This window comes from Gilliamella sp. B2785 (genome assembly GCF_026537005.1).
In the GTDB taxonomy this organism is placed as follows: domain Bacteria; phylum Pseudomonadota; class Gammaproteobacteria; order Enterobacterales; family Orbaceae; genus Gilliamella; species Gilliamella apicola_E.
The window spans coordinates 125,758-138,898 of record NZ_JAFNNC010000001.1; the positions used below are offsets into that span (position 1 = coordinate 125,758).

Consider the following 13,141-nt stretch of genomic DNA (forward strand, 5'->3'; position numbering starts at 1 on the left):
TATAAATTGACTCTTCTATATTGATTAATGATGTTTACTTTATGGAATTATAATTATCACAACCTTCTTCTAAACCGAGTGAACAAGCTTGTTTGTAATATTTTTTGGCTAACGTTATATCTTTTTTAACGCCCTCACCTTGCTGATACATTACCCCTAAATTATTTTGTGCCCAATTAACTCCTTGTTCTGCGGCTTTTGTATACCAATATACTGCTTTTTCTTTATCGACTTCGACACCGTCTCCTTTGTAATACATATTGGCTGTGTTATATTGCGCGTAATCAAAACCTTGTTCTGCGGCTTTTGTATACCAATATAACGCCTTTACTTTATTGACTTCGACACCGTCTCCTTTGTAATACATAACCCCTAAATTATTTTGCGCCTCACCATCCCCTTGTTCAGCGGCTTTAGTATACCAATATACCGCTTTTTCTTTATTGACCTCGACTCCATCACCTTCGTCATACATAACCCCTGATTTATATTGCGCCCAAACATCTCCTTGTTCAGCGGCTTTAGTATACCAATAGAGTGCTTTTTCTTTATCGACTTCGACACCCTCACCTTTGGCATACATAAGTCCCAAATTATATTGCGCCTTACTAAACCCTTGTTCAGCTGCTTTAGTATACCAATAGAGGGCTTTTTCTTTATCGACTTCGACACCCTCACCTTCGTCATAAATAACCCCTAAATTATTTTGCGCCTCACGCCTCCCTTTTTCCGCTGCCTGAGTAAGCCAATATAGTGCTTTTTCAGTATTTTCTTCGACGCCGTCGCCGTGGTAATACATAAATGCTAAATTAAACTGAGCATCTTTATCCCCCTGCTCAGCCTCAGTGTTACAAGCAATAAAAGCTTGAGCAAAATCTTTTTGTTCAAAATAGGTAGCGCAATGATTAGCGTAAGCCGTCGTCGATAATAATGCTGTTAATACAATAAATTGTACTTTTTTCATTGGTTTTCCTTAATTTCCTTAAATATAATAATTTTTTTATTTTGTCTGCTGGCAAAAATAGAACAAAAAATACGCTTACTATCTATTACTCGTTAACAATGTACTTTTAAATCGCTTATCGGTATATGCAGTTGATAAAATGACTAACACGCCAACCAAATATTTTGAGCCGTATTAAAATGTCACTGTTAAGCTAATTTATATCAAAAAAGTGATTGTGTTAACAGAATAAATCACATTTTTAGGCTGTATAAAAAAAGAACTGCCTTAATATGTAAGACAGTTCTTTAAACAGATTTCAAATTTGCCTGACTTATGAATAATGTTTATTTGATTCCTTTGTGAAGGATATCGCAACTTTCTTTAAATTTTAGCTCACAAGCTTGTTCAAAATACTTTTTAGCTAACTCGCTATTTTTTTCAATACCATCACCTTTATAATACATCACGCCTAACTGATGTATTGCTTGAGTGTTACCATTATCTGCTGCTTTTTCATACCAATATAGTGCTTTTTCTATATTAATTTCGACACCGTCACCTTTGTCATACATACGTGCTAAATTATATTGATTTATCACAAACCATTCTTTATCTGCTTGAGCTTTAGTGTACCAATAGCGTGCTTTTTCTTTATTGACTTCGACACCATCACCTTGGTCATACATATATGCTAACTCTAATTGCGCATAATCATGCCCTTGTTTTGCTGCTTTTGTATACCAATAGAGCGCTTTTTCTTTACTGGCTTCGACACCATCACCTTTGTCATACATACGTGCTAAATGATATTGCGCATAATCAAGCCCTTTTTCCGCTGCTTGAGTGTACCAATAGAGCGCTTTATCTTTATTGACTTTGACACCATTACCTTTGGAATACATATCTGCTAAAGGATAAAGCGCTATATCAAACAGTTCTTTCTCTGCTTGAGCTTTAGTGTACCATTTGAGTGCTTTTTCTTTATTGACTTCGACACCATCACCTCGGTCATACATATATGCTAATTCTAATTGCGCCGAAATATGCCCTTTTTCAGCTGCTTTTGTGCGCCAATAGAGCACTTTTTCTTTATTGGCTTCGACACCGTCTCCTAATTCATACATGCGTGATAAACCATATTGCGCCTCAACTAATCCGTGTTCCGCTGCTTTTGTGTACCAATATAACGCTTTTTCTTTATTAATTTCGGTACCGTCTCCTTTGTCATACATAGATGCTAAATCATATTGCGCCTCAACAAATCCGTCTTCCGCTGCTTTTGTGTACCAATAGAGCGAGTTTTCTGCATTGGCTTCGACACCGTCGCTTCTGTCATACATACGCTCTATAAATAGCTGATTTTTCTTATCTAGCTCTTCAGCCCCCAATTTACAAGAAATTACAACTTTATCATCTTGATAAAATAGAATATCGCACTTTTTAGCGTAAGCTGTCGTCGATAATAATGCTGTTAATACAACAAATAGTACTTTTTTCATTAGTTTTCCTTAAATTCCTAAAATATAATAATTTTTTTTATTTTGCCTGCTGGCAAGAAAAGAACAAAAATACGCTTACTATCTATTACTTGTTAACAATGTACTTTTAAATCGCTTATCGGTATATGCAGTTGATAAAATGACTAACACGCCAACCCAATATCTTGAGCCGTATTAAAATGTCACTGTTAAGCTAATTTATATCAAAAAAGTGATTGTGTTAACAGAATAAATAACATTTTGAGTCTATATAAAAAAAGAACTGCCTTAATATATGAGGCAGTTCTTTTAACATGTTTCTAATTTGCATGACTTATGAATAATGTTTATTTGATTCCTTTGTGAAGGATATCGCAACTTTCTTTAAATTTTAACTCACAAGCTTGTTCAAAATACTTTTTAGCTAACTCGCTATTTTTTTCAATACCATCACCTTTATAATACATAACGCCCAAATCATGCATTGCTTCAGTGTTACCATTATCTACAGATTTTTTATACCAAAATAGTGCTTTTTCTTTATCGACTTCGATCTCGTATCCTTTGTCATACATATGTGCTAAACGATATTGTGTTTGACTAAGCTCTTTTTTCATTGCGTTACTGAGCCAATATACCGTTTTATCTTTATTAACTTCGAGACCGTCACCTTTGTCATACATTTCTGCTAAATCATATTGCGCTTCAGCAATTCCATATTCTGGTACATCGCTTTTTCTAGGTAACCTCTTACGTAGTTCTGCTATAACATCGTCACTTTCATTATTCAAAACTGCTAAATAATACTGCGCCTCAACAAATCCTTTTTTTACTGCTTTCGTGTACCAATATACTGCTTTCTCTTTATTGACCTCAACACTGTCTCCTTTATCATATCTCTTTGCTAACTCGAATTGCGCCCTACCATCCCCTCGTTCCGCAGCTTTTGTATACCAATACACCGCTTTTTCTTGATTGACTTCGACACCGAGCCCATAGTTATAAATGTTTGCTAATCCAATTTGTGCAGAAATAAGCCCCTGTTGCTCAGCTTTAGTATACCAATATAGCGATTTTTCTTTATTACCATGTTGCCCTAAATCATATTGCGCAACAACAAATCCTTGCTCTGCTGCTTTAGTGAGCCATTTTTCACGTTCAAACCTATTGGATAAATCATATTGCGCTTGAACAGATCCGGCTTCCGCTGCTTGAGTGAGCCAATATAGTGCTTTTTCTCTGTTTTCCTCGACTCCCTCACCTTCTTCATACATGCGTGATAAACCATATTGCGCAACAGAAACCCCTTGTTTCGCTGCCTGAGTAAGCCAATTTAGTGCTTTTTCTGTATTTTCTTCGACGCCGTCGCCGTTGTAATACATAAATGCTAAATTAAACTGAGCATCTTTATCTCCCTGCTCAGCCTCAGTGTTACAAGCAATAAAAGCTTTATCAAAAGCTTTTTGTTCGAAATAGGTAGCGCAATTATTAGCGTAAGCTGTCGTCGATAATAATGCAGTTAATACAACAAATAGTACTTTTTTCATTAGTTTTCCTTAAATTCCTAAAAATAATAATAATTTTTTTATTTTGCCTGCTGGCAAGAAAAGAACAAAAATACGTTTACTATCTATTACTTGTTAACAATGTACTTTTAAATCGCTTATCGGTATATGCAGTTGATAAAATGACTAACACGCCAACCAAATATCTTGAGCCGTATTAAAATGTCATTGTTAAGCTAATTTATATCAAAAAAGTAATTGTGTTAACAGAATAAATAACATTTTAAAGCTGTATAAAAAAGAACTGCATTAATATGTGAGGCAGTTCTTTTAACATGTTTCTAATTTGCATGACTTATGAATAATGTTTATTTGATTCCTTTGTGAAGGATATCGCAACTTTCTTTAAATTTTAGCTCACAAGCTTGTTCAAAATACTTTTTAGCTAACTCGCTATTTTTTTCAATACCATCACCTTTATAATACATAATGCCTAAATTATGCATTGCTTTAGTGTTACCATTATCTATTGATTTTTTATACCAAAATAGTGCTTTCTCTTTATCGACTTCGATCTCGTCTCCTTTGTCATACATTTTTGCTAAACGATATTGTGTTTGACTTAGCTTTTTTTTCATTGCGTTACTGAGCCAATATACCGTTTTATCTTTATTAACTTCGAGACCGTCACCTTTGTCATACATTTCTGCTAAATGATATTGCGCTTGAGCAATTCCATATTCCGGTTCAGTGATTTTTCTACCTAACCTTTTACGTAGTTCTGCTATAACATCGTCACCTTCATTATTCAAAACTGCTAAATAATATTGCGCCTCAACAAATCCTTTTTTTGCTGCTTTAGTGTACCAATATACTGCTTTCTCTTTATTGACCTCAACACCGTCTCCTTTGTCATATCTCTTTGCTAACTCTAATTGCGCCCAACCATCCCCTTGTTCCGCAGCTTTTGTATACCAATACACCGCTTTTTCTTGATTGACTTCGACACTGAGTCCATTTTCATAAATGTTTGCTAATCCAGTTTGTGCAGAAATAAGCCCTTGTTGCTCAGCTTTAGTTAGCCAATATAGCACTTTTTCTTTATTACCATGTTGCCCTAAATTATGTCGCCCTAAATCATTTTGCGCAACAACAAATCCTTGCTCTGCTGCTTTAGTGAGCCATTTTTCACGTTCAAACCTATTGGATAAGTCATATTGTGCTTGAACAGATCCGGCTTCCGCTGCTTGAGTGAGCCAATAGAGCGCTTGTTCTTTATCGACTTCGACTCCCTCACCTTCTTCATACATGCGTGATAAACCATATTGCGCAATAGAAACCCCTTGTTCCGCTGCCTGAGTAAGCCAATATAGTGCTTTTTCAGTATTTTCTTCGACACCGTCGCCGTTATAAAACATAAATGCTAAATTAAACTGAGCATCTTTATCTCCCTGCTCAGCCTCAGTGTTACAAGCAATAAAAGCTTTATCAAAAGCTTTTTGTTCGAAATAGGTAGCGCAATTATTAGCGTAAGCCGTCGTCGATAATAATGCTGTTAATACAACAAATTGTACTTTTTTCATTAGTTTTCCTTAATTTCCTTAAATATAATAATTTTTTTATTTTGCCTACTGACAAGAAAAGAATAGAATAGGCTTACTCTCTATTACTCGTTAACAATGTACTTTTAACTGGCTTATGCGTATGTGGAGTTGAAAAAATTGTTAACACGCCAATTATTGGATCACATAAAAATGTCACTATTATTAGAAAAGTATTTAACCATAATATTCCTATAAATATATTTTCTCATTACTTTATATCAAATCCTTAATATTTCCCTTTCTTCAGAAATTAAAAATGCGATTTATTTTTATAGGCAAATAACCTTGGTTTAATCTATTTTTATTCTTATTCATAATAGAGAGCTTAACCTAAATATAAATCACTTTCTTTGAGTCTAAAAAATCTATTTTTATTAAGAATTGTTCAGAAATAATTCATATTAAATGGTTAAATCCAGAATTTACTAAATTAAATGTCAATATAATAAAAATTAGCTTGCATAATTATGATAATGTGGCAGAATTCCCTGCCGCTTCAAGCGGGTAAAAGGCAAAACTATACTTAGTAGTTTTTTATTGTTTTTTGGGACAGAGGAGCAAAAATAAATCATGTCCGCAATAAAAATGAAACGAGTTTTAACCACACCTGCATTAATTGCATTTGGTTTAGCTTATATGGTTCCTTTAGGGATCTTTACCACTTATGGGGAAGTTACCGTTGTCAGTAATGGACACTTACCTATAGCCTACATCATCACCCTTGCCATGATCTTTTTCACAGCATTGAGTTACTGCCGAATGGCAAATAAACTCCCTATTGCTGGTTCGGCGTATACCTATGTACAACGAACTTTTGGTGGAAAAGTTGGTTTCTTAGTTGGTTGGGCACAAATTCTTGATTACCTATTTTTACCAATATTAAATTATTTGGTTTTAGGAATATATCTACATGAGCACTTTGAGAATATTCCAGCCTATGTATTTGTATTAGTATCGATTATGGGTGTCAGTATATTAAATTATCTTGGTATCAAGTTAATCAATTGGGCCAATATCACTTTAAATTTATTTCAAGCGTTATTTATCGTATTGTTTATTATTATAACGTTAATAAATGTTGATTTAACACCCGAAGCGATGCTCAAACCAATATCAGTTACACCAGATGACTTTAGTGGTTTATTTTCCGGAGCCGCCATATTATGCCTTGCATTTTTAGGTTTTGATGCAATAGCGACACTGGCTGAAGAATCAAATGAAGCGAAAAAAACCTTACCAAGAGCTATTATTGGCACCATACTTATTGCTGGTTGTATATTCCTAGTTGTTTCCTATTGTGCGCATTTAGCGTATCCGCAATGGACTGATTTTGTTGATAATAGAGATACAGCGAGTTTGGATGTAATGCACAGAGTTGACAGTATAAGTCATTTAACCAATATTCTTGGCAATTTTGGTAATGATTTTATATATAATTTCTTCCAAACAGCATATTTAACTGGTGTATTTGCCTCAACAATGACAGCACAAACTAGTGTGTCTCGAATTTTTTATGCTATGGGACGTGAAGGTGTATTACCTAAAAGAATCTTCTATAGAATTCATCCACGTTTTAGAACACCTTACTTATCAATAATTTTTGTTTCTATTTTTTCATTATTCTCTTTGGTTCTTGATTTAACCTTAGTGATATCGATGATAAGTTTTGGTGCATTAGTCGCTTTTACCTTTGTCAACCTATGCGTTATCAAAAGCTACTTAGGTGGTGAAACCAAGAAAACAGTGTTGATGCTATTAAAATATGGACTAATGCCTGCAATTGGTTTACTACTTTCGTTGTGGCTATGGACTAGCCTTGAATCGACAGCAATGATGGTTGGATTGATATGGTTGGCTTTTGGATTCTGTTATCTACTTTATTTAACTCGATTTTTTACAACAACATTACCATCAATTGATCATTCGGAATTGGATTCAATTATCAAAGATTAGATAATTCTATTAGGTCTACTTAAAAGTATTTAGTTCATGCCCTTTAAAAATAATCCCGTCGACCAAGGTCGACGGGATTTTCATTTTTAAGTAATAAAACTTGATTAAAATCGCTTAAAATTATTCACCAAAACCTGTAGCAAATAATTCACGGATTTCATCCATAGCTGCTTTTTCATCTTCACCATCACAGATGATTTCAACAGTTGAACCGCCTTTAACGCCAGCACCAAGTAAACCCATCATACTTTTTAATTTAATAGCTTTATCGTTATAAACAAGTTCAATTGATGATTTATAACGACCAGCTAATTTAACAAGTGTCGTTACTGGGCGGGCATGTAAACCAGTTGAATTTTTTACTACCATTTGCTCTTTTAGCATATTATATGTCCTTACTTATATCTAACGTTAATACGATACATGTATTTATATCATAAATTCATTTTTTTTGCTCTTTTTTAGCGTTAATTTTTGAAATTTATTCATAACATTCTGATTATTAATAGCTGTTTATTAATAATACTAAAATTACTCTACCCAGAAATATCTCACCACATGGAAAAAAATTGGAGCAGCAAAACAGATTGAATCGAAGCGATCAAGTATTCCTCCATGACCACCTATAAGCCTTCCCCAGTCTTTTACACCCCGATCACGTTTGATGGCAGACATCACTAATCCCCCAAAAAAGCCCAAAAGTGTAATCATTAGCGAAATTAAGCCCGATTGCAGAAAAGTAAAAGGCGTGATCCAAAACATACATGCCCCAATAAAACTGGCTGATAAAATACCGCCAACAAACCCTTCTATCGTTTTCGCTGGTGAGACATTTGGGCTAATTTTATGTTTTCCAAATAATTTTCCAAAAACGTATTGCAATACATCTGATAGCTGAACGACGAGTACTAGATAAGCGATTAACAACAGGTTACGACCTTGATAATTTTCGATGTCTAACACTAATAATGCTGGCACACATGAAATACAATAAACCGTAATCATCAATCCCCATTGTACATCCGCTATTCTTTCTAAAAAATTTCGGGTCGATCCTGTAATCGTAGCAAATATTGCCAGGAACAAAAACGCATAAACTGGAATAAAGATACTGAATAGACCATACCAAGCATAAGCGACCAAAATATATTGCACAGGTAAAGCGATACCAAATGCAAAAATTAATGCAAAATAGTCGTAGCGATTAATCGGCGTTAAAATAAGAAATTCACGTAAAGCTAAGCCCGAAACAATAAAAAACAAAAATATCACTGCCAATTGACCTAACCAAAAAGCCCCACCAATAATGGCTACCATCACCCACCATGCATTAATTCGAGCATTTAAATTATCAATACTGGGGGATTTGAAGCGGTATTTTAGAAGCTGACCAATTATCGATGCTACTAACAAAAACAAACCGATGCCCAAAAACAATAAAAATGTATCATATTGATAATGGGACATCTTAATTCTCCTTGTGTGTAATGTTACAAAAAAATCCGTTAATTATTGATAATACCATTAATGACAGCAAAAACGATTAAACAATTTTGTAATAAAAATAAAATTATTTGGAATCTTAACAGCGATAAAACTCCCTTTTGGCGATCATCCACTGTCCTTAATGTTGAAGCATTAATGAGTTTTAAATTGATTAACGCCTTATCCATCGCCAACAATTCATTTTGCAAATGGTCTGAATGATTGGCTAAATATTCAAATAACTTTTTATCAAAAGCGACTCTTATAGCGTAATATTTACTTACTAAACCAAGGAGAAAAATAATCAAACAAAAAATGGTTAAAGCCCCTTCCCCAAAACTTATCAAAGCAACAAAAGCACCCAATACGGATAAAAGCATAGAATAAATATCAATCTGTCTGCTAATTGATAAATAATGACAAAATATCTCCAAATCGGTTTTGCTAATACTATTTTGCAATGGGTCCGAACTTAACATCTCCCTATCCCTTCTTTAATCGTTGAAAACCAATTGGATAAAATCAATTGTTGTTGGTTAGATATAACAATCGAATTCCGACAGGCTTTTACTTTGTTTATTGCTTCTTGTAGATTATTGGCTCTTTTCGTCCATAATAACCACGCAATCACAGCAGTTGCACTTCTAGAATAACCTAAAGCACAACAAACTAATAATTTACCTTGTTGATGATAAAGTTCAATAGTTTTCGCGGCTTGTTGACACTCTTCCTGCGAAAGAGGAGTCATATCTAAAACGGGAATAAGGGAGTATGCCCCTTCAAAATGCCCAATTGGTAACTCAGCGCACAAATCTACCACCGAATTATAATGATTTTGCTTTAAGCTTTGACTGGATGGAATGCGGCCTAAATAAACTTCATCAACAATCAAATCATCAGTTTGATGTCTGATTGTCCATATCCTTGAATTTAGCCACATAATGATAAAATATGGGAAAAAAAGCAAAATAACGGGAAGCTTAAAATGGCCATTTTGTTGTTTTTGAAAGCCTGATGAGAACAAATAATTAGCAGCAACCAATAACAAAGCACCAGCCAACCATATTAGAGCCCATACAGAATAATAGACAACAACGGCCAGTGATAACAAGCTCAAGCCAAAATAAATCAAAGCCCAGCAATAGCTTGACGGTCGATGTTTTATCTGTTTTTCTCTCTTATCCGGCCATAACCAAATACAAAAACACCCAACCCATAATCCAGTTGGAATATCAAAAAAATGATGCTGCCAAGTGGTTAAAACTGAAAGTCCAATTAACAAGCACCAAATATGTAAAAAATAACGACTCAATCCACGAAAATAGTTAGCGTAAAACTGCCATAAAATAACTAATAACGTAATATGTAATGAAGGAGCTTGATTAAATGGCTTATCAAATCCCATCAAAATATCAAACATCAATCCAAAAAATCCGTCCAAAGCCGGACGATCAAAATAGAATTTCAGTGGAAAAAGCAAAAAACAAATAATACAAATGACTTGCGCCGTTAACAGCCGTAAACCAAGAGTCTTAAGAGATTGCCATGAAGATGTTAGTAAAATGGCAAAACCATACATGAGATCGATAGACCAATAAGGAACAATCGTCCATGGCCAAAGTGGAATATTACGCTCCCAACTAAAAAACAGACTCGGTACCCCCTCACGTTGAGACGTAAACCAGTTAGCAAAATTGTAACTAGTAAAAAAGAACACCGATAAACCGACTAACCATATACACTTATAAAAGTTAAGCCGGTTAAATACTTTTAGCATAATTAATTCGAATTTCGTTGTGCAAGCGAAACGGTAAAAATACCCCACTGATCTACCAACATGGTAACTTTAGTAAATCCAGCTTCCTCAACTAACTGATCCATCTCAAGCTGAGTCCGTCGTCGCATAATCCATGCTTTCCCTTCTCGATGAGAGGTTAAAGCTCTAGCAATAAATTCAAGTTGAGGATGCCAAGGTTGATTGGTATAAATTAAATATCCCCCTGCTGGAATCACATCGGACAACCCTAACAAAGATTCACGTAATAACTGATTATCATCAAACAATTCATATAAACCTGAAACCACCGCTAAATTAGGTTTTGGAGATAATTGTGAAAGTTCATTACGACTAAATGCATCACCTTTTTCAAAACGGACAATATCACTTAAACCTTGTTGTTCTATGAGTATACGCCCATCACGAATATTGATATCACTATAATCACGTAATAGAACCGAATTTGGTTTATGGGCAATTTGATTAATCGTTTCTAGAATATAGCGACCATGTCCTGCAGCTATATCAACAATGTTAACTTCATCAGATTGTAGCTTTTCAATAGTTTGCTTTAACAATTGCTCTAAATGGTTTTTACGTTGTCGAATACCTCGCCAGCCAATAGATTGCAAATAGAGATAATCAAAAAATTGACCGAGTTTAGAGGAACCAGAAGGTTCATTTCGATAAACATAATCTAGTGTACTACCTGAATCAAATCCTGTTTCTAAGCCTAGCTTGATACCATCCGACATTTTACCAGCATGTTTTAAGGTCGCTCGAACACACTTCCAATACCATGACTTAATCCATCCAGAAGGCGGTAATGCTAATTTATCGGTTTCCATGCGAGTATAACCAACTCGATCAGCATTTGTTAATACCGGAACATTGGGTTGATTTGCAAAACAGCCTTGTATAAACCGCCTCGCCCTATCGATAGCCATATAACGATCTTTCTCGCCAAACGTATCGTGGTAAAATTTTGGTAAGATATGGAACTCTTTTTGGTTTGTTCCCAAATTATCATAAAAAATTTTCTGCGGTTTACGACGCACCACAAAATCAGAGCCAGAAACGAGTAATTGAGTGGGAACAGTAATGGCGTTGGCATCTTTAACAATTCGATCTGATACCGCATAAAGATCAAGCAATAATCTAACTGAAATAGGTCGAGTAATTAATGAATCTTTATTAAAAGATTCAGCCCGACTAACATCATGCGTTAATAAATTCGGTTTGACATAACTATTTACGAAAAAATTTCCTTTTAGATTATACAGTAACTTAAGTCCTGGCACAGCTAATGGTACATATAACTTAACGCTAAATGCGGGTGATCCTAAAACCAAGGCGCGAATATTTGGCACATAATCATGCACCCAAGCGCTTGCAATTACCGCCCCTACACTTTGAGCGATAACGGCAATATCTTGCATACTCAAAGAGTATTCCTCAATGATATACTTAATAAAACAATCAGCATCTTTAATTAGCGTGGCAAAATTGGGAGCATCACCACGCTCACCTTCTGATTGACCGTTTCCTCTCGCATCCCAAGCAAAAATATGAAAGTCAGGTAAATCAAGTTCATCAGCCAAATGGGCTACTCGTCCAGAGTGTTCATGACCTCGATGAAAAAGTACAATTGCTTTTGAAGTCATTTGATCATTAGTCTCGACAGCTGGCCAATAACGATAGAATAATTGACAACCATCATGACTAATAAATGTTTTTTGCTGCTGTTCACGCATAAGCTAATCCTTGATACTTGTTGATTCTTGCAATCCCTTCCTAACTCTATTAACTACCGTAATTAATAACAAAAAGATAATTAGCCACAATACAGTATTAAGCCAATCAAGTGGTAACAAATAGGTAGAAATGCCTAAACTTATTAGGCTAAAAACAAAAGCCCGATCACTTTTACCCATGGGGCCATCATAACGTCGTGTGCTACCAATCATCACACCGAGTACTCCAGCAAACTCAGTTAAAAAAGATAACAAAACGACTAAAATAACTAAACTGTTATTGACCTGATTCAATTGAGTAAAGATTAATAGTAATACAGAATCAGAAACCACATCACAAATCTCGTTTAAATAAGAACCAAGATTTGATTTTTGGTTATATTCTCTTGCTAGCATACCATCAATCGCATTGAGTGCCATCCGAATAAACATCCATAATGGTATTAACAAAAATAACCATACATGATCTGCAAAATAACCAACAAACATAGCAACTAATATCGACCCAACACAAGCACCTATTGTCACCTGATTGGCAGTTATTTGTGAATCATAGAGCAACTTCACATAAGGACGAAGCAATGCTTGAAAGCGCGATTTTAATTGATAAATAGAAAACATTTTCGTCCCTTAATCCAT

Annotated in this window: 11 protein-coding genes; 1 reads left to right on the plus strand and 10 read right to left on the minus strand. The window is 34.8% G+C overall.

Annotated features, from left to right (window positions below; translation table 11 throughout):
- Positions 1-34: 34 nt before the first annotated feature.
- From J3U24_RS00625 to J3U24_RS00640, 4 genes are all read right to left on the minus strand, one after another.
- Positions 35-964, minus strand: coding sequence for an SEL1-like repeat protein (locus J3U24_RS00625; RefSeq protein ID WP_267336888.1), 930 nt, complete (start codon positions 962-964; stop codon positions 35-37).
- 326 nt (positions 965-1,290) lie between these two features.
- On the minus strand, positions 1,291-2,445 hold the full coding sequence (locus J3U24_RS00630; RefSeq protein ID WP_267336889.1) for an SEL1-like repeat protein: 1,155 nt from the start codon (positions 2,443-2,445) through the stop codon (positions 1,291-1,293).
- Positions 2,446-2,771: 326 nt separating this feature from the next.
- Positions 2,772-3,971, minus strand: coding sequence for a tetratricopeptide repeat protein (locus tag J3U24_RS00635; protein ID WP_267336890.1), 1,200 nt, complete (start codon positions 3,969-3,971; stop codon positions 2,772-2,774).
- A gap of 326 nt (positions 3,972-4,297) precedes the next feature.
- A complete protein-coding gene (locus J3U24_RS00640) occupies positions 4,298-5,512 on the minus strand; it encodes a tetratricopeptide repeat protein (protein WP_267336892.1) in 1,215 nt (404 codons plus the stop codon).
- Between the two features lie 591 nt (positions 5,513-6,103).
- Between J3U24_RS00640 and J3U24_RS00645 the strand changes: the two genes are divergently transcribed.
- A complete protein-coding gene (locus tag J3U24_RS00645; RefSeq protein ID WP_267336893.1) occupies positions 6,104-7,486 on the plus strand; it encodes an APC family permease in 1,383 nt (460 codons plus the stop codon).
- 120 nt (positions 7,487-7,606) lie between these two features.
- On the opposite strand, the gene J3U24_RS00650 is transcribed toward J3U24_RS00645, so the two are convergent.
- From J3U24_RS00650 to J3U24_RS00675, 6 genes are all read right to left on the minus strand, one after another.
- Positions 7,607-7,870, minus strand: a complete 264-nt coding sequence (locus tag J3U24_RS00650) for an HPr family phosphocarrier protein (RefSeq protein WP_065734887.1) — start codon at positions 7,868-7,870, stop codon at positions 7,607-7,609.
- A 147-nt stretch (positions 7,871-8,017) separates the two neighbouring features.
- A complete protein-coding gene (locus J3U24_RS00655; protein ID WP_220226125.1) occupies positions 8,018-8,953 on the minus strand; it encodes a phosphatidate cytidylyltransferase in 936 nt (311 codons plus the stop codon).
- 38 nt (positions 8,954-8,991) lie between these two features.
- The gene (locus tag J3U24_RS00660; protein ID WP_267336894.1) at positions 8,992-9,450 is read right to left on the minus strand and encodes a hypothetical protein; all 459 of its coding nucleotides are present in this window, start codon (positions 9,448-9,450) and stop codon (positions 8,992-8,994) included.
- Positions 9,444-10,748 carry a phosphatase PAP2/dual specificity phosphatase family protein gene (locus J3U24_RS00665; protein WP_267336895.1) on the minus strand — a complete coding sequence of 435 codons (1,305 nt, stop codon included), beginning with the start codon at positions 10,746-10,748 and terminating at the stop codon, positions 9,444-9,446. The genes J3U24_RS00660 and J3U24_RS00665 overlap by 7 nt, the downstream gene beginning before the upstream one ends.
- 2 nt (positions 10,749-10,750) lie before the next feature.
- Positions 10,751-12,502, minus strand: coding sequence for a bifunctional alpha/beta hydrolase/class I SAM-dependent methyltransferase (locus tag J3U24_RS00670; RefSeq protein ID WP_267336896.1), 1,752 nt, complete (start codon positions 12,500-12,502; stop codon positions 10,751-10,753).
- Positions 12,503-12,505: 3 nt separating this feature from the next.
- Positions 12,506-13,123: a CDP-alcohol phosphatidyltransferase family protein gene (locus tag J3U24_RS00675; RefSeq protein WP_065563495.1), complete on the minus strand. Its 618-nt coding sequence runs from the start codon at positions 13,121-13,123 to the stop codon at positions 12,506-12,508.
- Positions 13,124-13,141 lie beyond the last annotated feature (18 nt).